Raw genomic sequence first — 16,941 nt, 5'->3', positions numbered from 1 at the left:
ATCGCTTGGATCGAACCTACGAAGCGTCGGCGGACGCCTCTTCGCTGGATTGAACAGCTTCCACAAAAGACGCGGCGATTGTCTGTGCAGTCTGCTCAATCTGCCAGCGACGCGCACCGAGGTCAGCCAGCGCGGCGCCGATGGCCTCTGGCGTCGTGCCCGGGGGGTTCCAGGCGACGCGGCGCAGCATCTCCGGCGTCAACAGGTTCTCCGTAGGCATGTGGAGATCATCGGCGATCTTCTCCACCGCGGGGCGGGCGAGCTTCAGCCGTGCATCCGCCTCAGGGTTGCGGTCGGCCCATGCGCGGGGAGGCGGAAGGGCGTCGCTGGGAACGCGTTCACGCGGCAGATCCTCTGTCGCGCGCCCGCGCTCGAACGCAGCCCACCAGCGATCGAGCTGGGTTCTACTCGCGCGCCCCGTGAACGCGCTCACCGCCGCGAGTGCGTTCTTCGACGTCGGCTGGGCGAGGATCGCGGCGACCATCGAGCGATCCGGCACAAGACGCCCGGGCGAGACGTCGATCTCCTGCGCATACGCCTCGCGGGCGTTCCACAGCTCTCGCGCCACCGCAAGGTTACGGGCGCCGCGCACCTGGTGCAGTCCGCCCATGCGCCGCCAGGGCTCTTCCCGCGCGGGCTTGGGCAGGCGCACGCGTGTGGCTTCGAACTCCTCTGCAGCGAACCGGGTCTTGCCCTGCTCCTCCAGTTCTGCGACCAGCGCATCACGCACGTCGATGAGGTGCAGGACGTCGAGCGCCGCGTACTCGAGCCACGGCTCGGGCAGCGGACGGGTCGACCAGTCCGCCGCCGAGTGCTCCTTGGCGAGCGTGATGCCGAGGGTGCGTTCGACGACTGCGCTCAGACCGACACGTTCGAATCCGAGCAGGCGAGCGGCGAGTTCCGTATCGAAGATCTCCGTGGGGACGAGATCCAGTTCACGAAGCGATGGAAGATCTTGACTGGCCGCGTGAAACACCCATTCGATCCCGTCGAGTGCATCCCGCAGGGGGGAGATATCGTCGATCGCGATCGGATCGAAGAGGAACACACCCGATCCGCGCCGGAACACCTGAATGAGATAGGCGCGCTGTGAATAGCGGAAGCCGGATGCTCGTTCGACATCCACCGCGGCGGGTCCATCGCCATCAGCGAGGGCGGCACACGCCGCAAGGAAAGCACCGAGGGTGTCAATTACCTCGTAGTCAGTCACGCGAAGTTCTCCTGGCGCCGAACACGGCGATGTTCTCGGAACCGGGCGGGAGGCCTGCCAGCATCCCGACCAGTTCGACCCACGCTTCCACGTGGGGGGTGAGCGATCCGGCGGGTGACCAGGACGCTCTCAGTTCAATCTGTGCTCCATCGCCCTCGGATGCAAGTCCTCCAAAGCCTTTGGAGAGAGTTTTCGTCGAGGTGCCCGACGGGGAGTGGTACTCGGCTTCGCGCGAGTCGAGGGCGTCGACGAGCCACGACCAGGCGACGTCGGACAGCAGGGGATCGGTGCCGATCTCGGGCTCGAGCGGCGCCTGGGCGAAGCAGACGATGCGCCATGCGCCGCCCCACGCCGACGGCTCGTGCGGATCGTGCAGCAGAATGAAGCGGCCGGTGCCGTAGATGGAATCGCCGTCCTCATCGGGTCGGACGTCGGCGGCGAGCGCGATGGCCTCCGGTGCAAGCCCTTGGGGGGCCGGGATCTCGCGCACCACGATGTCGTTGCGGAACGTCAGTCCGCGCAGGTGGGCAGCCGCGCGCGCGAACGCGCCGTCAGCCCCGGGTTCATCACTCACAGCGACAGGCTAGAGTCGGGAAGCGATGAAGAGTCTCAGGCACGCCGCGACATTGTTGGGCGTTGCAGCAATCGGGGCCGCGGCTGTCGCCGCCGTGGCCGGGGCAGCGGTGATCCTGCAGATCGCCCGGCGTGTCGTCACACCTGCGGTCCGCGTGGCGGATACGGAGGTGCTCGCCGTCGATACGGGCGCCCAGACCATCGAACTCACGCGAACACCCGACACGGAACTGCCCGGCCAGTACGGTCTGCAGACGATCGGAACCCCGGGGTACGTGAAGCTCGGAGCGGTGCTCAGCACCACCGACGACCGGGTGCGGCGGAAGCTCCTCACGCAGATCGCGCCGGGAGCGCAGCTCGATCGTCAGGCGGTCTTCAGCGGCTGGTACTACTCGTCGCCGGCAGAGCTCCACATCGACTACGAGTCGGTGCTGATCGGAACGCCCGCAGGCCCCGCCCCGGCGTGGTTCTTCCCTGCGAAGGCCGATGCCGCAGCCTCGACGACCTGGGTGATTCAGGTGCATGGGCGCGGAACGACGCGCAGCGAGACGCTCCGCGCGGTGCCGGTGTTCCACGCGGCGGGCATGCCCGTCCTCGTCGTGTCCTATCGCAATGATGGCGACGCTCCGCGCACACGCGGTGGCGCCTATGCGCTGGGCGCCGCGGAGTGGCAGGACGTGGATGCTGCGCTGACGTACGCGCTTCGCCACGGTGCGGAGAAGGTCGTCCTGATGGGATGGTCGATGGGCGGAGCGATCGCACTGCAGACGGTTGTGTCGACGTCCAATCGTGCGGCGATCGTCGGTGTTGTTCTGGAGTCGCCCGTTGTCGAGTGGCGCAGCGTGCTGCGCTTTCAGGCACAGATCTCCGGAATGCGCGATCCGCTCCCGCGGCTCGCCATGGACGCGCTCAGCACGCCGTGGTCTGCCCGTCTGAGTGGCGCCGAGCAGGCGATTCCGTTCGACACGCTCGACATGGTCGCCCGGGCAGACGAACTCACCGAGCCGATCCTGATCCTGCATAGCGACGACGACGGTTTCGTGCCGTCGGACGGATCGCACGCCCTTGCCGCCGCACGACCCGACCTGGTGACCCTGTCGGTGTTCACCGGAGCCCGCCACACGAAGCTGTGGAACTACGACCAGACTCGCTGGGTCGCGGCGATCACCGACTGGCTGACGGCGCAGGGCATCATCGGGGCGAGCGCGCGCTGACTGGTGTCAGCGCAGCCGGCTAGCGCTGCGGCGGGAGCATCCCGAGGCGCTCGCGCACCTGGCGCTTCGTGCGCATGAGCATCCCTGTCATGCCGCCGATGCGCAACGCGGACACGAGCTTTGTGAGGCCGATCGTGTGCGGGTAGTCATCCGGGATCGCCAGGACCTCTTCGGGGGTGAGGCCTGTGATTCCCTGGGCGAGAATGCTCGCGAAACCACGGGTTGTCGGAGACTCGAGCGGTGCCGTCGCGTGCATGGCGACGACACCGTCCGTGACGGTCACGTGGATGTAGACGGGGGACTGGCACTCGGCGACGCGTTCGTACATCTCGGGGTGCGCGGCGATCTCGGCGGGCACGTCGGGAAGCTCGTCCGCGAACTCCAGCAGCAGGAGCAGGCGATCGGCTTCCGGAGTGTCCAGGAAGTCGTCGCGGAACTCGGCGAGGGCGTCGGGGAGGTGCGTGTCAGTCATCCCCGCCATTCTCCCACGCTCAGAGGGAGCCGGGCTCGGTTCCGGTCGCGATCGGCACGCGCACGGCGCTGCCCCATTCGGTCCAGGAACCGTCGTAGTTGCGGACGTTGGTGAAGCCGAGCAGGTGGTTCAGCGCGAACCAGGAGTGCGCGGAACGCTCACCGATACGGCAGTAGGCGATGACATCGTCGCCCGGCTTCAGGCCAGCACCGTCCAGGTAGATCGCCTCGAGCTCTGCGCGGGTCTTGTAGCCGCCATCCTCTGCGACGGCACGTGCCCACGGCACGCTCTGCGCCGTCGGGATGTGGCCGCCGCGCAGCGCTCCCTCTTCGGGGTACGCGGGCATGTGCGTGCGCTCACCGGTGTACTCCTCAGGAGAGCGCACGTCGATGAGGGGGCCGTTGCCGATGAAAGCGAGGACGTCGTCCTTGTAGGCGCGCAGCCGGGAGTCGTCACGCTCGACGATCGGGTACTCGGTCGCAGGACGCTCGGTGGCCTCACGCGTCAGCTCACGGCCCTCGGCGATCCAGCGGTCACGACCGCCGTCCAGCAGGCGGACGTCTTCGTGGCCGAAGAGCGAGAACACCCAGAGGGCGTATGCAGCCCACCAGTTGTTCTTGTCGCCGTAGATCACGATCGTGTCGTCGCGCGAGATGCCCTTGCGGGAGAGGAGCTCGGCAAAACCCTTGCCGTCGACGTAGTCGCGCACGACGGGGTCGTTGAGGTCGGTGTGCCAGTCGATCTTCACCGCGCCGGGGATGTGCCCGACCTCATAGAGCAGCACGTCTTCGTCGGACTCGACGACGACGAGACCGGGCTCGTTCAGCCGCGATGCCAGCCACTCGGTCGAGACGAGCCGACCTGGCTCCGCGTAGTCGGCGAACTTGGGGTCGGACGTGTCGAATTCGATGGCCACGGGTGTGCTCCTCAAGGGGGTGGGGATGAGTGCGTGAGAGGACGGCGTAGTGTTGAGCCGTCACATTCGACGATAGATCGCTGCGCGTGCCTGCGCATCCATTCAGTAAGACTTCGACACAGGACTCGCATGACCGACTCGACGGCCCACGCCGGCACTGTCCACCTTATCGACCGCCAGCCCCAGGTGACCGGTGCCGAGATGCTTGCGAGCCTGGTTCCGCCGCCGCAGTTCGACAACGCGACCTTCGAGACGTACCGCGCCGATGACGCCTACCCCTCGCAGGAGGAGACGAAGCAGATCCTGCAGCGATTCTCCGGCCAGAGCGCACCGACGAAGCGTGCCGGTCTCTTCAGCCGCGCGAAGAAGGAGGCGCCCCAGAAGCCTGGTGTCTACCTGGACGGCGGCTTCGGTGTCGGCAAGACGCACCTGCTCGCGTCGATCTACCACGCGATGCCGGCGCGACGAAAGTACTTCGGCTCGTTCATCGAGTACACGGCGCTCGTCGGCGCACTCGGCTACAAGAACACCGTTGACCTGCTGCGCGGCTCCGATCTGCTCTGCATCGACGAGTTCGAGCTCGACGATCCCGGCGACACGATGGTGATGACGCGCCTGCTCGGCGAGCTCGTGAACTCGGGAACGCGCCTTGCGGCGACCTCGAACACGCCTCCGAACGCGCTGGGCGAGGGGCGGTTCGCGGCACAGGACTTCCTGCGCGAGATCCACGCGATGTCCGACAGCTTCGAAACGCACCGCATCGATGGCGTGGACTTCCGCCAGCGCTCGCTCGATGGTCTCGCGAAGGTGCACACCCCCGATGAGTACGCAGCCGCGATCGCACAGCTTTCGGGGGAGAAGACGGTGTCGGATGACTCCTTCGACGATGTCGTGCGGCATCTGGCGCGAGTGCACCCCTCGCGCTATCTGCGTCTGATCGACGGCGTGGAGGTGCTGGGCCTCCGCGACGTGCACCAGCTCACCGACCAGTCCGAAGCGCTGCGCTTCGTCGCCTTCGTCGATCGCGCCTACGACGAGCAGCTGCCCATCGTGGCATCCGGAATCCCGCTCCACGAGGTGTTCGCCGACGAGATGCTCGGCGGCGGGTACAGGAAGAAGTACCTTCGGGCGATCTCGCGCCTGGTCGCCCTCACACACTCCTGAACGTCGAGGCGCCCCGTGTAATCAGATGGTTACGCGGGGCGCTTCCGCGTAACCGCCCCGAAACACGCGAAGCGACTTCTCGAAACGCAGCATCCGCACACTGAACTTCCTAAGGGAAGTGAGGTGGGCACATGGATGCTCCGGGAAACATTTCGTGGGCCGTCACAGCGACGGCGCTCGTGCTGCTGATGACGCCGGGTGTGGCGTTCTTCTATGGAGGACTGGTCAAGGCGAAGAGCGTCATCAGCATGATGATGATGAGCTTCGGCGCGATCGGCCTCGTCGCCGTGCTGTGGATCCTCTACGGCTCCTCGATGAGCGTGGTGACGGCTCCGGATCAGTTCGCGGGCAACCCGTTCGCAGACTTCGGACTCTCGGGTCTCGCGGCTTCACCGGACGCCAACGTCGGACTCATCTCCATCGCCTACGGCGCGACATTCGCGATCATCACGGTGGCGCTCATCTCCGGCTCGATCGCGGACCGCGCGAAGTTCGGGTCGTGGATGATCTTCGCCGGAGTCTTCGCGACGGTCGGCTACTTCCCGATCGCCGCCTGGGTGTGGGGTGGCGGATGGATCATGAACCTCGGTGATCTGCTGTTCGGCCCGGATTCGGGCGTGCACGTGATCGACTACGCCGGCGGCACGGCCGTGCACATCAACGCAGGTGCGGCGGCGCTGGCTCTGGCGCTCGTGCTCGGAAAGCGCATCGGCTTCGAGAAGGGCATTCTCAAGCCTCACAACGTGCCCCTGACTCTCTTGGGTGCCGCACTGCTGTGGTTCGGTTGGTTCGGCTTCAACGCAGGCGCGGAGTGGCTGTCGGAAGACATGGGTGGTGTCGGTCTCATCGCGATCAACACGCTCGGTGCGACCGCGGCGGCCATCCTCGGCTGGATCGTGATCGAGCGGGTCCGCGGCGGCAAGCCCACGTCTGTCGGTGCAGCATCGGGCGCGGTCGCCGGTCTCGTCGCGATCACGCCGGCGTGCGCGAACCTGACGCCCGGGTGGGCGCTCGTCCTCGGTCTCGCGTCGGGTGCACTGTGCGCATTGGCGGTCGAGCTGAAGTTCCGACTCGGTTTCGATGACTCGCTGGACGTCGTGGGCATCCACCTCGTCGGCGGACTTCTCGGCACCGTCTACCTTGGGTTCTTCGCGACGGAGGTCGGTCTGTTCACGGGCGGAGACTGGCGCCTGCTGGTCGTGCAGCTCCTCGCATCGGGCGGCGTACTGCTCTACTCCTTCGCTGTCGCCTGGGTCATCGGCACCGTGATCGAGAAGACGATCGGATTCCGCATCGAAAACGCCGACGAGATCGCCGGTGTGGACGTGGTCGTGCACGGCGAGGAGGGCTACGCGCTGACCACCTGAGCGCGGATAGGGTGTCGATGTGAGTTCCAAAAGCACCGTGTCGCAGCTCATCGAACTCCTCACGAGTCTGCTGACACCGAAACGCACATCGTCGAACGGCTCCGGTCAGCGTCGCCCGCGAGCCACCCTCCGCCCACAGAGCGCCTCGCGCTCCACGCCGTCTCGGTTACCTGATTCCGAGCAGCGGGAGCCGGGGCGCTCTGCGGCTACGGAGACCGTGCGTGTGTCGGCCGACCGCGTCAGCGACGTCGTGATCGGCTATGCGCCGAATCGTGACGGTGCACCGGATGCCGGTGAAGTCGTATGGACCTGGGTGCCCTATGAGGAGAACGACGGACGGGGCAAGGATCGCCCGGTGCTCGTGATCGGACGCCAGTCCGCCGACCGTGTCTACGCGGTGCGGATGACGAGCAAGGCGCATGAGCGCGATCGCGACTATCTGTCGATCGGTGCCGGTGCCTGGGATTCGCAGGGACGAGAGTCCTGGGTGGACATCGAGCAGCTGTACAGCGTGCATGAGCGAGGATTGCGCCGCGAGGCGGCGGTACTCGACGCGAAGCGCTACGGTCGTGTGGCGCAGGCGCTGGTGCAGCGCTACGGATGGAGGGTCTCGAAATGACCGTGACGGGTGACGCAGGAGTTATCGCGGAGTTCTGGAATCGGGCGCGCGGCGCGTTGGACGATGCGCCGGACGAGGTTCCCGAGGCGTGGGCTTTCGGCGCGACCGTCGCGCACGCCGATGAGCTTCTGGCGCTCGTGCGCGATGGCATCAAGACGGGCACTGCATCGTCGATCTGGGACTACGAGGACACCGGCGATCCCCTGCCTGAGGTGGGGGAGTACAGCATCATCCTGGACGGCGAAGGCGCTCCTCAGGTGATCATCCGCACCACCGTGCTTGACGTCGTGCCGTTCGACGAAGTCGGCGAGGAGCACGCGCGCTCGGAGGGCGAAGATGATCGCACGCTCGCATCGTGGCGCCGAATCCATGAGTGGTACTGGACGAACCACTCCGAGAGCCCCCGGGGTTTCGCCCCGGACATGCCCGTGCTCTGCGAGCGGTTTGAGCTGGTGTTCCCTCGGGCGTAGTTTCCCGGCGACGTCGTTTGCTGTGCGCTTAGCGTCCCGCGACTGCAGAGTCAACGGACTGGTACAAGCATTCGATGCCGGGTTCACTGGGGCACGATCGAAGGAGGATCACATGTCGGACCCAGCAGACCAGCAGCCCGCGGATCAGGCCCCCGAAGAGGAACTGCATGCCGAGGGCGAGCCTGCGCCCTCGGCAGAGGACCTCGAAGAGCCGAGCACAGAGAAGGAGCCCGCGGAGGCTCCACGTGCGCCGAAGCCGGACGATCCCGAGCCGAGCCACCAGGCGGTCGGCATCGGAGTGACGGATGCGCCGTTCGGCGAGGAAGAGGCGGACGCGCAGTAGCCTGCGCCGCGCCGGACATGGGGGATCGGCGACCGGAGGAACGAAGAAGCCCGGTCAGGCTCACACCTGACCGGGCTTCTCTTCTGTGGGCGATACCGGACTCGAACCGATGACCTCTTCCGTGTGAAGGAAGCGCGCTACCAACTGCGCCAATCGCCCATGACCGCGAGCGGTCGAAGACCAACACTACCTGATGCGGAGGGGTGGTTTATGCCAGAAAAGAAGACACGCGCGAGATTCGCGTTCGGTTTGGCGTGATCCAGATCTTGGGCTAATGTTTATCAAGTGCCCGGCGCGCCGGACACAAAACGCGGATGTAGCGCAGTTGGTAGCGCACAACCTTGCCAAGGTTGGGGTCGCGAGTTCGAGTCTCGTCATCCGCTCAAGTGCAGGAGGTCTTCTTCGGAAGATCTGCGGCACGTGGGGTCAATCCACACGGTGGCGTGGCCGAGCGGCTAGGCACCGGCCTGCAAAGCCGTTTACACGGGTTCGAATCCCGTCGCCACCTCACGGTAGAACTTAATAGCCCACTTGGGCGCGATTGGCGCAGCGGTAGCGCGCTTCCCTGACACGGAAGAGGTCACTGGTTCGATCCCAGTATCGCGCACAGACAAACCCCCGAGAAATCGGGGGTTTTCTTGTTTTCGGCATTGAGCTCCGTGTGCGCGTCCCGCCGATGTCGAGAGCGTCGACGCCGGCAGTTCCGAAGTCGGATGGGCGCCGGTCGGCAACGTCGAGTGAATCGGGCTGGAATGCTACTCGCTCGATGTCCTTCCTTCATCTCCAGATGTAGAGCCCGAGACGGACTTGATCTGCTGAGATCGAGTGCTCTCGCGGTACGCCGACACGCGTGCCCGCGTCGCGCACCGGGTGCCACAGTATTGTTGTGGCGCCCGGCGCCCGGCATCTATGAAGGCGCGGGTGCAGTCGGGTGCTGCGCAGACTCCCCAGGCCGCTCGACCACGCTCCGTCATCCACAATCCCAGCCCGAATGCCGCTGTCGCCGTGAACCAGGACGCGGGTGATGATGGCGCAACCGCGGGGCGGAGGACCCATCGTCCGTCGTCGAGCTGTTGCAGCGTCGTCGGGGCTGGCACTTTGGCGAGGAGGGCATTGATCGCGGTGCTCGCCCGTGTGTCGTCTGGCGCCGCGAATACGGTGCGCACGCTCTCGACCGCCTGTATGAAGGTGGTCCGATCGAAGGTGGACAGAGCGACGTGCGGGCCGTGGTGCCTCCGCACCACGCGCTGCAGGTCGTCCCCAGTGTGCGGCGGTTCGTTGAGCACGTCGATGACGAAGTGAAGGCCGAGTGGACGTTGCGCCGCCTCAAGCGATGGGGAGTGCGTTGGCATCTTTCGAGTGTAACGGTAATATGTCCTTTTAAAGTTACCGAAAGGATGGTCAGATGACGAAGACCACGGCTTCACTCATCGATGTCGCCGTTGTCGGTGCAGGACCCGTCGGTCTCACCCTGTCGAATCTGCTCTCCAGACACAGCGTGTCCCACGTCGTGTTCGAGGCGCACCCGGGGCTTTCCCTTCATCCGAAAGCGCGGGGAATCTCGGCGCGGACGATGGAGATCTTCCGCAGCCTCGGTCTCGAACCCGAGATCCGCGCCGCGGGCCTTCCCCCCGATCACGTGCGGTTCTATCGCGGCCGTGATCTCGTGGACCCCGACTTTGTCCGTACCGGTCCGTCGCCTGACAGGAGTGCAACCGGCAACAGTCCGTCCCCAGGCCTCATCTGCTCCCAGGATTCTCTTGAGCCGATCCTGCTCGATCATGCGAGGCGCGCGGGCGGGGACGTCCGCTTCGGCGTTCGGGTCGTCGGTCTGGACCCCGAGCCGGACGCGGTCGGCCTGCGACTCGTTACGCGCGCCGGGGAGGCGCTGAGTCCGGTTCGCGCCCGCTTCGTTGTTGGTTGTGACGGCGGCGAGAGCACGGTCCGCATGCGGAGCGGCATCGGCATGACCGGAGAAGTCGGTCTGGGTCACTATCTGTCCGTGCGTTTTCGTGCACCCCTCGGCGCGGTTGTCGCGGACCGAGCGAGTGCCTCGTACTTCCTCACGGGAGAAGGGCGAGGCGGTTTCCTCGCGATCGACAACGATACGAGATGGATCTACCAGTATCCGGTGGAGCCTTCCTTGACCGACGTGGATGCGCTGCGCTCGGACGTGCCGGCGCTCATCAAGTTGATACGCACGGCTGCTGGCCTTCCTGAGTTGGATGCAGCGATCGAGGACACGATGCTCTGGCGGATGGACGCGCGGCAGGCGGACACCTACCGCCGTGACCGCATCCTTCTAGCCGGTGATGCCGCCCACCTCACGCCGCCGACCGGCGGTCATGGAATGAACGTGGGCATCGGCGACGTTGACACGCTCGCCTGGCAGCTCGCTGCCGTCGTGCGTGGCGAAGCGGAGGAGTCGCTTCTTGATGCATACACCGAGGAGCGGAGGCCAGTGGGGGAGCGTGTCATCGAAATCTCGAGACAGAACAGTCGTACGAACTACGCGATGGATGATGAGCTGCTCCTGAACACGAACTACGGTGAGGGTGAGGCGCTGCGATCCGCACCGCACGAGCCTTCCGCCGCTCCGGGGCGCCGGCTGCCGCACGTGTCCTTGACCGGTCCGGATGGCGTCACCTCCACGCTTGATCTGATCGAGGGGCGCTTCACCGTGCTGACAACCGAAGAGGATCGGGAGTGGCACCGTGTGACGGGGGCCATGGTCGCCGAGTACCCGCGGCTCCACCACGAGGCCGTCATTGCCGTGGGGCGCAGCGAGCTCAATACGGGCGCCTGGTGCGCTGCAACCCAGCTCAAGAGCGGCGAGGCCCTTCTCGTCCGACCCGACGGGCACGTCGCGAGCCGCCTCCCTCTTCGGGGTAGGGCACGGGCCCTGCGCACGGCTCTCGCGGGTGCGCATCACGTCGAAGCTGACCGCGGCAGCTCGGCGTGACTGCTGTCGACACAGCCCCAGAAGACGATCCTGCGCCATTCACAATCCGCGTCGGCGACCCTGGGAAACCGGGACTGGCTAGCATGGCGGCATGCCCCTCTCCGCCGAACTCGTCGATCGGATCGATCGGATGCGGTTGATCTACGGTTCGGGTCGACCGATCCCCGAGGACGAGGCGCGCGCCGTGTTCGCAGCCGTCGGTGTCATCCCCGACGAGGACTACCTCGAGTTCATCGCACGGTGGGGCGGATGCTTCGCGGGGATCGCCGTTCATGCGTGGGATCAGAGCTCGCTGCTGGGCACGACCACCTGTCTGGAACTCACCGCCTCGGCGAGGGAAGCCTATGGCGCTCTCATCGATGGGGTGGTGTTCGCCGACGACGGCGCGGGGAACCCGATCTGGGTGTCGCCTGGCGGCCCTGTGCAGCTGGTGGATCATGATCGAGCGGGCGCCGTCACCGTCCTGTCGGAGAGCTTCCGCGCCCTGCTGGACGAGAACGCCGACTGACGCCGTGGAAGGGTGGGATCCGGGGCGTGATCCCGCGGCTTGTCCGTTCGGCGTGAACGCCGCGGGCGAGTAGCCTAGAGGCGACCCTAGATGGAGTGTTCCTGTGCCTGAAAACGCCCAGCCGAAAGACGGCTTCGCCCTGTTCTCTGACCGTTCTGTTGTCGCGATGCGCGTCAACGGCGAGTTGAAAGACCTCGCCGCCACGGTCACAGACGCCGATGAGGTCGAAGCGGTCACGATCGACAGCGAGGACGGACTGTCGATTCTCCGTCACTCGGCAGCCCACGTGCTCGCGCAGGCGGTGCAGCGCATCAACCCACAGGCCAACCTCGGGATCGGCCCGCCCATCACCGACGGCTTCTACTACGACTTCGGCGTCGACACCCCGTTCACGCCCGAAGACATCAAGGCGATCACGAAAGAGATGCAGCGCATCGTTCGTGAGGGCCAGCGCTTCGTGCGCCGCGTCGTCACCGACGATGAGGCGCGCGTAGAGCTCGCCGACGAGCCCTTCAAGCTCGAGCTCATCGGGCTCAAGGGCGGCAAGGAAGCCGCCGAGGGTGCGAGCGTGGAGGTCGGCGAGGGCGAGCTCACGATCTACGACAACACCACGAAGGATGGCGAGGTCGTCTGGAAGGACCTGTGCCGCGGACCCCACCTTCCGAACACGCGCATGATCGGCAACGGCTGGGACCTCACCCGCATTGCTGCCGCCTACTGGCGCGGCAGTGAGAAGAACCCGCAGCTGCAGCGCATCTACGGCACCGCGTGGCCGACCAAAGACGAGCTGCGCGCCTACCAAGTGCGCCTCGAGGAAGCAGCCAAGCGTGACCACCGTCGCCTCGGCAAGGAACTCGACCTGTTCTCGTTCCCGGATGAGATCGGATCGGGCCTGTCGGTCTGGCATCCCAAGGGCGGAATCATCCGCGGTGAGATGGAGCAGCACGCTCGTCGACGCCACATCGAAGGCGGATACACCTACGTCTACACGCCGCACATCGCGAAGGACGACCTGTTCCTCACTTCGAACCACCTCGTCACGTACAAGGAGGGCATGTACCCGCCCATCCAGATGGACGAGGAGCGCGACGACGAGGGCAACATCACGAAGCAGGGCCAGGACTACTACCTGAAGCCCATGAACTGCCCGATGCACATCCTCATCTACAAGGAGCGTGCACGCAGTTACCGCGATCTTCCGCTGCGCTTCGCGGAGAACGGCACGGTCTACCGGAACGAGCTCTCCGGTGCGCTGCACGGCCTCACGCGTGTGCGCGGCTTCACCCAGGACGACTCGCACCTGTTTGTGACGCCGGATCAGCTGGAGGCCGAGGCGTCGAAGGTGCTCGAGTTCATCATCTCGATGCTCCGTGACTTCGGGCTCGAGGACTTCGAGCTCGAACTCTCGATGCGTGACGACGAGAAGTCGAAGTGGATCGGCTCCGACGAGTTCTGGGAGGAGTCCACCGAGGCGCTCCGCTCGGTCGCCAAGTCCAGCGGGCTCAAGCTCACCGAAGTGCCTGGTGAGGCCGCCTTCTACGGTCCGAAGATCGACCTTAAGACCACGGATGCGATCGGTCGCACCTGGCAGCTGTCGACCGTGCAGGTCGACCCGAACCTCCCGGAGCGTTTCGGTCTGGAGTTCACCGACAAGGACGGACAGAAGAAGCGTCCGATCATGATCCACCGGGCGCTGTTCGGCTCGATCGAGCGCTTCTTCGCGATCCTGCTCGAGCACTACGCCGGTGACTTCCCGCTCTGGCTCGCGCCGGTCCAGGTCATGGGCATCCCGGTCGCCGACACGTTCGCGGACTACCTGGACGACGCCGTCGCCGCGCTCCGCGCCGCAGGCGTGCGTGCCGAGGTCGACCACTCGGATGAGCGGATGCAGAAGAAGATCCGCAACCACACGACCGGCAAGGTGCCGCTGATCCTCATTGCAGGCGAGCAGGACCGCGCGGCGGGTACGGTCTCATTCCGCTTCCGTGACGGCACGCAGGAGAACGGCGTTCCGCTTGCGGATGCTGTCGAGCGGGTGCGTCGCGCGATCGCGGAACACACCCTCGTGCAGACGGCGGAAGACCTGGCGTGATCCCGCCGTCGGCAGAAGACGCCTCCCACCTGGCGGGAGTCCCAGACGAGTTCCAGCGTCTGTGGACTCCCCATCGGATGGCGTACATTCAGGCGGGGCCAGAGCCCTTGCGGGAGACCTGTCCCTTCTGCGCCGCGCCCGAGCACGATGATGCGGAGACGCTGATCGTCGCTCGCGGAAAGACGGCCTACGTCCTGCTGAATCTGTTTCCGTACAACTCCGGACACCTGCTGGTCTGCCCGTACCGACACATCGCGACGTACGATCAGGCCACGGCAGAAGAAGTGGCGGAGATCGGCGAGCTGACGCAGATCGGGATGCGTGTGCTGCGTGAGGTGTCGCGGTGCGACGGCTTCAACTTGGGCATGAACCAGGGAGCTGTCGCTGGCGCGGGCGTCGACGCTCACCTGCACCAGCACATCGTGCCGCGATGGTCGTCGGATGCGAACTTCTTCCCGATCATCGCGCGGACGAAAGCCCTGCCGCAGCTGCTGGGTGATGTGCGGCACACGATCGCTGCGGCGTGGCCAGCCGCCGAATGACGTGAGAACGCCTGGGCACCTTTGAGGGAGCCCGGGCGTTCTGCTCAGCGCACCTGGCGAACGTCGAACTGTTCGCGCGGGTGGGCGTAGAACTCCTGTGCCTCAACGAGCTGCAGTTCGCGCTCTCCGGAATCGAGCGTGAGCTGGAGCAGGTCGAAGACGCTCGACACGGTCTTGCGCAGCGCCTCGGCGATGCTGCCGCTGCGGACGTATTGCGCCGTGAAGAGCGCCGCGGTGACATCGCCGGATCCGTTGGCCTTCATGGGAAGCCGCGGCGTCTGCACGATCCACGCGCCGCTGTCGTCGACGGCGAGCATCTCGATCGTCCCCTCTTCACGGTCGGGACGCTCGACGCTGGTGACGAGCACGACCTTCGGGCCCATGGTACGTGCGAGGTCGACGGATGCGAGCGTGGACTCGAGGGTGTCGGGCGAGGTGTCGGTCAGGAAGCCGAGCTCGAACTGGTTGGGCGTGATGATGTCGGCGACGGGCACGACGCGATCACGCAGCAGAACAGGGATCGCCGGAGCCACGAAGCATCCGGATTTCGCATTCCCCATCACCGGATCGCAGGCATAGAGCGCATCAGGGTTCGCGGCCTTGATGCGCGCGACGGCGTCGATGATGACATCCGCGATGCCCTCGCCGCCCTGGTAGCCGGAGAGGATCGCATCGATCTGCGGGAAGACCTCTCGCTCTTCGATGCCGGTGATGACTTCGCGCACGTCGTCGGGGGAGATGAGCGGACCCCGCCAGGCGCCATAGCCGGTGTGGTTCGAGAAGTTCACCGTGTACACCGGCAGCACGTCGACGCCGATGCGCTGCATGGGGAACACGGCGGCGGAGTTTCCGACGTGTCCGTAGGCGACGGCGGACTGGATCGAGAGGATCTTCATGCTGCAATCCTGACATCCGCGCAGAGCTGCTGATGCGCATTTCACGGTATGTCGCAGACGGATCAAAGAAGAATCCAGACAAGCTATGCTTCGTCCTATGACAGAAACAGCTACCGGTACCGGCCGCGTCAAGCGCGGGCTTGCAGAGATGCTCAAGGGCGGCGTCATCATGGACGTCGTCAACGCCGAGCAGGCGAAGATCGCAGAGGATGCCGGCGCCGTCGCCGTCATGGCACTGGAGCGCGTCCCGGCCGATATCCGTGCCGAGGGTGGCGTTTCCCGCATGAGCGACCCCGACATGATCGACAGCATCATCGATGCCGTATCGATCCCGGTGATGGCGAAGGCGCGCATCGGCCACTTCGTCGAGGCGCAGGTGCTGCAGGAGCTCGGCGTCGACTACATCGATGAGTCCGAGGTGCTCTCGCCGGCGGATTACGTCAACCACATCGACAAGTTCGGTTTCACCGTGCCGTTCGTCTGCGGCGCGACCAACCTCGGCGAGGCGCTGCGTCGTATCAACGAGGGTGCGGCGATGATCCGCTCGAAGGGCGAGGCCGGAACCGGCGACGTCTCCGAGGCCACCAAGCACATCCGCAAGATCCGCTCCGAGATCAACGTGCTGCGCTCCATGACCAAGGACGAGCTCTTCGTCGCGGCGAAGGAGCTTCAGGCGCCCTATGAGCTCGTCGCAGAAGTCGCCGAGACCGGAAAGCTCCCTGTCGTGCTGTTCGTCGCCGGCGGTGTGGCGACTCCCGCGGATGCCGCGATGATGATGCAGCTCGGCGCTGACGGCGTGTTCGTGGGATCGGGCATCTTCAAGTCCGGCAACCCGGCCGCCCGTGCTGCTGCCGTGGTCAAGGCCACGACCTTCTTCGACGACGCCAAGGTCATCGCCGAGGTCTCCCGCGGACTCGGCGAAGCGATGGTCGGCATCAACGTCTCTGACCTGCCGGCACCGCACCGTCTCGCCGAGCGTGGCTGGTAAGCCACGCGTCGGAGTGCTCGCGCTGCAGGGCGACGTGCGCGAGCACGCCGCCCTGCTCGAGGGTCTTGGCGCCGAGGTCGCCCTTGTGCGTCGGCCCCCCGAGCTCGCCGCAGTTGGCGGGTTGGTGATCCCGGGCGGCGAGTCCACGACGATCGACAAGCTGTCGCGGATCTTCGGCATGCAGCATCCGATCCGCGAAGCGATCGCCGACGGGATGCCGATGCTGGGCACCTGCGCCGGGCTCATCATGCTCGCCGACCGCGTCGTCGACGCGATCAAAGGACAGGAGTCCTTCGGCGGACTCGATGTGACCGTACGCCGAAACGCGTTCGGACGGCAGACGGAATCGTTCGAAGCGGAGTTGGTCGTCCCCGAGCTGGGGGAGGCGCCGGTGCGTGCCGCCTTCATCCGAGGACCTGTGGTCGAGTCCGTCGGCACTGACGCCAGGTCACTTGCCGCGCTGCCGGACGGCCGTGTGGTCGCGGTCGAGCAAGGGCACATCCTGGGGCTCAGCTTCCATCCGGAGATCACAGGGGAGACGCGCTTCCACGCGCGCTTCCTCTCCCAGGTCGCGGAGGCCTGAACATCCGCACGCGATAGGGTGC

The 16,941-nt window shown here is 65.9% G+C and carries 18 protein-coding genes and 4 tRNA genes; 15 read left to right on the top strand and 7 right to left on the bottom strand.

All coding sequences use genetic code 11. From position 1 onward, the window contains the following. Nucleotides 1–16: 16 nt before the first annotated feature. Both AC1REM_RS11880 and AC1REM_RS11875 read right to left on the bottom strand, forming a co-directional pair. Nucleotides 17–1,210: a ribonuclease D gene (locus AC1REM_RS11880; RefSeq protein WP_492514804.1), complete on the bottom strand. Its 1,194-nt coding sequence runs from the start codon at nucleotides 1,208–1,210 to the stop codon at nucleotides 17–19. Then, entirely contained in the window at nucleotides 1,203–1,784 is a 582-nt protein-coding gene (locus tag AC1REM_RS11875) for a DUF3000 domain-containing protein (RefSeq protein WP_492514803.1), read from the bottom strand. Before AC1REM_RS11875 ends, AC1REM_RS11880 begins: the two co-directional genes overlap by 8 nt. Before the next feature lie 25 nt (nucleotides 1,785–1,809). Here AC1REM_RS11875 and AC1REM_RS11870 point away from each other — a divergent pair, with 25 nt between their 5' ends. Then, on the top strand, nucleotides 1,810–2,997 hold the full coding sequence (locus AC1REM_RS11870; protein WP_492514802.1) for an alpha/beta hydrolase family protein: 1,188 nt from the start codon (nucleotides 1,810–1,812) through the stop codon (nucleotides 2,995–2,997). A gap of 19 nt (nucleotides 2,998–3,016) precedes the next feature. On the opposite strand, the gene AC1REM_RS11865 is transcribed toward AC1REM_RS11870, so the two are convergent. Next, nucleotides 3,017–3,469: a SufE family protein gene (locus AC1REM_RS11865; RefSeq protein ID WP_492514801.1), complete on the bottom strand. Its 453-nt coding sequence runs from the start codon at nucleotides 3,467–3,469 to the stop codon at nucleotides 3,017–3,019. Between the two features lie 19 nt (nucleotides 3,470–3,488). Then, nucleotides 3,489–4,385 carry a sulfurtransferase gene (locus AC1REM_RS11860; protein WP_492514800.1) on the bottom strand — a complete coding sequence of 299 codons (897 nt, stop codon included), beginning with the start codon at nucleotides 4,383–4,385 and terminating at the stop codon, nucleotides 3,489–3,491. A 129-nt stretch (nucleotides 4,386–4,514) separates the two neighbouring features. Here AC1REM_RS11860 and zapE point away from each other — a divergent pair, with 129 nt between their 5' ends. The 5 genes from zapE to AC1REM_RS11835 all read left to right on the top strand — a co-directional run bounded on the left by zapE (nucleotide 4,515) and on the right by AC1REM_RS11835 (nucleotide 8,348). Beyond that, nucleotides 4,515–5,549, top strand: coding sequence for a cell division protein ZapE (zapE, locus tag AC1REM_RS11855; protein WP_492514799.1), 1,035 nt, complete (start codon nucleotides 4,515–4,517; stop codon nucleotides 5,547–5,549). A 131-nt stretch (nucleotides 5,550–5,680) separates the two neighbouring features. Next, nucleotides 5,681–6,916 (top strand): ammonium transporter, encoded by a 1,236-nt coding sequence (locus tag AC1REM_RS11850; protein ID WP_492514798.1) that lies wholly within the window; start codon nucleotides 5,681–5,683, stop codon nucleotides 6,914–6,916. Between the two features lie 19 nt (nucleotides 6,917–6,935). Next, complete coding sequence (locus AC1REM_RS11845; RefSeq protein ID WP_492514797.1) at nucleotides 6,936–7,535, top strand: type II toxin-antitoxin system PemK/MazF family toxin; 600 nt, start codon at nucleotides 6,936–6,938, stop codon at nucleotides 7,533–7,535. After that, a complete protein-coding gene (locus AC1REM_RS11840) occupies nucleotides 7,532–8,005 on the top strand; it encodes an ASCH domain-containing protein (protein WP_492514796.1) in 474 nt (157 codons plus the stop codon). Before AC1REM_RS11845 ends, AC1REM_RS11840 begins: the two co-directional genes overlap by 4 nt. Nucleotides 8,006–8,117: 112 nt before the next feature. After that, nucleotides 8,118–8,348, top strand: coding sequence for a hypothetical protein (locus AC1REM_RS11835; protein WP_492514795.1), 231 nt, complete (start codon nucleotides 8,118–8,120; stop codon nucleotides 8,346–8,348). An 86-nt stretch (nucleotides 8,349–8,434) separates the two neighbouring features. Here AC1REM_RS11835 and AC1REM_RS11830 read toward each other — a convergent pair. Continuing rightward, nucleotides 8,435–8,507, bottom strand: a tRNA-Val gene (locus AC1REM_RS11830). A gap of 151 nt (nucleotides 8,508–8,658) precedes the next feature. Here AC1REM_RS11830 and AC1REM_RS11825 point away from each other — a divergent pair. The 3 genes from AC1REM_RS11825 to AC1REM_RS11815 all read left to right on the top strand — a co-directional run bounded on the left by AC1REM_RS11825 (nucleotide 8,659) and on the right by AC1REM_RS11815 (nucleotide 8,955). Further along, a tRNA-Gly gene (locus AC1REM_RS11825) sits at nucleotides 8,659–8,731 on the top strand. Between the two features lie 54 nt (nucleotides 8,732–8,785). Then, a tRNA-Cys gene (locus tag AC1REM_RS11820) sits at nucleotides 8,786–8,856 on the top strand. Between the two features lie 27 nt (nucleotides 8,857–8,883). Then, nucleotides 8,884–8,955 (top strand) — tRNA-Val (locus tag AC1REM_RS11815). Between the two features lie 148 nt (nucleotides 8,956–9,103). Here AC1REM_RS11815 and AC1REM_RS11810 read toward each other — a convergent pair. Further along, complete coding sequence (locus AC1REM_RS11810) at nucleotides 9,104–9,322, bottom strand: CGNR zinc finger domain-containing protein (protein WP_492515483.1); 219 nt, start codon at nucleotides 9,320–9,322, stop codon at nucleotides 9,104–9,106. A 431-nt stretch (nucleotides 9,323–9,753) separates the two neighbouring features. On the opposite strand from AC1REM_RS11810, the gene AC1REM_RS11805 reads away from it, so the two are divergent. From AC1REM_RS11805 to AC1REM_RS11790, 4 genes are all read left to right on the top strand, one after another. Then, the gene (locus tag AC1REM_RS11805; protein ID WP_492514794.1) at nucleotides 9,754–11,310 is read left to right on the top strand and encodes an FAD-dependent monooxygenase; all 1,557 of its coding nucleotides are present in this window, start codon (nucleotides 9,754–9,756) and stop codon (nucleotides 11,308–11,310) included. Nucleotides 11,311–11,401: 91 nt separating this feature from the next. Then, on the top strand, nucleotides 11,402–11,818 hold the full coding sequence (locus AC1REM_RS11800) for an SMI1/KNR4 family protein (RefSeq protein ID WP_492514793.1): 417 nt from the start codon (nucleotides 11,402–11,404) through the stop codon (nucleotides 11,816–11,818). Between the two features lie 166 nt (nucleotides 11,819–11,984). After that, nucleotides 11,985–13,910, top strand: a complete 1,926-nt coding sequence (thrS, locus tag AC1REM_RS11795; RefSeq protein ID WP_492515482.1) for a threonine--tRNA ligase — start codon at nucleotides 11,985–11,987, stop codon at nucleotides 13,908–13,910. Then, nucleotides 13,907–14,452 (top strand): HIT family protein, encoded by a 546-nt coding sequence (locus AC1REM_RS11790; RefSeq protein WP_492514792.1) that lies wholly within the window; start codon nucleotides 13,907–13,909, stop codon nucleotides 14,450–14,452. Before thrS ends, AC1REM_RS11790 begins: the two co-directional genes overlap by 4 nt. A gap of 44 nt (nucleotides 14,453–14,496) precedes the next feature. Here the strand turns inward: AC1REM_RS11790 and pdxY are convergent, their stop codons facing one another. Next, nucleotides 14,497–15,348, bottom strand: coding sequence for a pyridoxal kinase PdxY (gene pdxY, locus AC1REM_RS11785; RefSeq protein ID WP_492514791.1), 852 nt, complete (start codon nucleotides 15,346–15,348; stop codon nucleotides 14,497–14,499). A 97-nt stretch (nucleotides 15,349–15,445) separates the two neighbouring features. On the opposite strand from pdxY, the gene pdxS reads away from it, so the two are divergent. Together pdxS and pdxT are read left to right on the top strand one after the other, a co-directional pair. Next, nucleotides 15,446–16,336, top strand: a complete 891-nt coding sequence (pdxS, locus tag AC1REM_RS11780) for a pyridoxal 5'-phosphate synthase lyase subunit PdxS (protein ID WP_492514790.1) — start codon at nucleotides 15,446–15,448, stop codon at nucleotides 16,334–16,336. Further along, the gene (gene pdxT, locus AC1REM_RS11775; protein WP_492514789.1) at nucleotides 16,326–16,919 is read left to right on the top strand and encodes a pyridoxal 5'-phosphate synthase glutaminase subunit PdxT; all 594 of its coding nucleotides are present in this window, start codon (nucleotides 16,326–16,328) and stop codon (nucleotides 16,917–16,919) included. Before pdxS ends, pdxT begins: the two co-directional genes overlap by 11 nt. Nucleotides 16,920–16,941 lie beyond the last annotated feature (22 nt).

The organism is Microbacterium sp. GW823-FHT02G05 (genome assembly GCF_058797175.1).
This window is presented reverse-complemented; position numbering and strand designations above follow the sequence as displayed.

Coding starts and splice junctions, on each gene's coding strand:
- pdxS (WP_492514790.1), top strand. CDS start 15,446: ATGACAGAAACAGCTACCGGTACCGGCCGCGTCAAGCGCGGGCTTGCA.
- thrS (WP_492515482.1), top strand. CDS start 11,985: ATGCGCGTCAACGGCGAGTTGAAAGACCTCGCCGCCACGGTCACAGAC.
- AC1REM_RS11835 (WP_492514795.1), top strand. CDS start 8,118: ATGTCGGACCCAGCAGACCAGCAGCCCGCGGATCAGGCCCCCGAAGAG.
- AC1REM_RS11840 (WP_492514796.1), top strand. CDS start 7,532: ATGACCGTGACGGGTGACGCAGGAGTTATCGCGGAGTTCTGGAATCGG.
- AC1REM_RS11850 (WP_492514798.1), top strand. CDS start 5,681: ATGGATGCTCCGGGAAACATTTCGTGGGCCGTCACAGCGACGGCGCTC.
- AC1REM_RS11805 (WP_492514794.1), top strand. CDS start 9,754: ATGACGAAGACCACGGCTTCACTCATCGATGTCGCCGTTGTCGGTGCA.
- AC1REM_RS11865 (WP_492514801.1), bottom strand. CDS start 3,469: ATGACTGACACGCACCTCCCCGACGCCCTCGCCGAGTTCCGCGACGAC.
- AC1REM_RS11870 (WP_492514802.1), top strand. CDS start 1,810: ATGAAGAGTCTCAGGCACGCCGCGACATTGTTGGGCGTTGCAGCAATC.
- AC1REM_RS11800 (WP_492514793.1), top strand. CDS start 11,402: ATGCCCCTCTCCGCCGAACTCGTCGATCGGATCGATCGGATGCGGTTG.
- AC1REM_RS11810 (WP_492515483.1), bottom strand. CDS start 9,322: ATGACGGAGCGTGGTCGAGCGGCCTGGGGAGTCTGCGCAGCACCCGAC.
- zapE (WP_492514799.1), top strand. CDS start 4,515: ATGACCGACTCGACGGCCCACGCCGGCACTGTCCACCTTATCGACCGC.
- pdxY (WP_492514791.1), bottom strand. CDS start 15,348: ATGAAGATCCTCTCGATCCAGTCCGCCGTCGCCTACGGACACGTCGGA.